We start from the raw sequence: 293 nt of genomic DNA on the forward strand, positions 1-293 counted from the left end.
ACCCCCACCCCGACTCCGACCTCGGCGGCGCTGAAGCTGGCCAACCCCGGCCCGCAGGCCTGCAAGTTCAACCAGAGCTGCACCATCCAGCTCACCACCACGGGCGGGAAACCGCCCGTCCGCTACTCCGCCACCGGACTCCCCTGGGGCCTCACCCTCGACGCCGCCACCGGCCGCATCACCGGCAAACCCTGGGCCACCGGAACCCTCCAGATCACCGCCACCGCCACCGACACCACCCCGACCACCGCCACCACCACCTTCCCCCTCACCCTCACCTGGTTCTAAAGGAG

General features: G+C 70.6%; 1 protein-coding gene. It reads left to right on the forward strand.

Annotated elements, in window-relative coordinates; genetic code table 11:
• The coding region (locus AC6CKD_RS38020) for a putative Ig domain-containing protein (protein ID WP_498334003.1) at positions 1-288 on the forward strand (288 nt) is incomplete at its 5' end.
• Positions 289-293 lie beyond the last annotated feature (5 nt).

This window comes from Streptomyces sp. GQ60 (assembly GCF_059758875.1).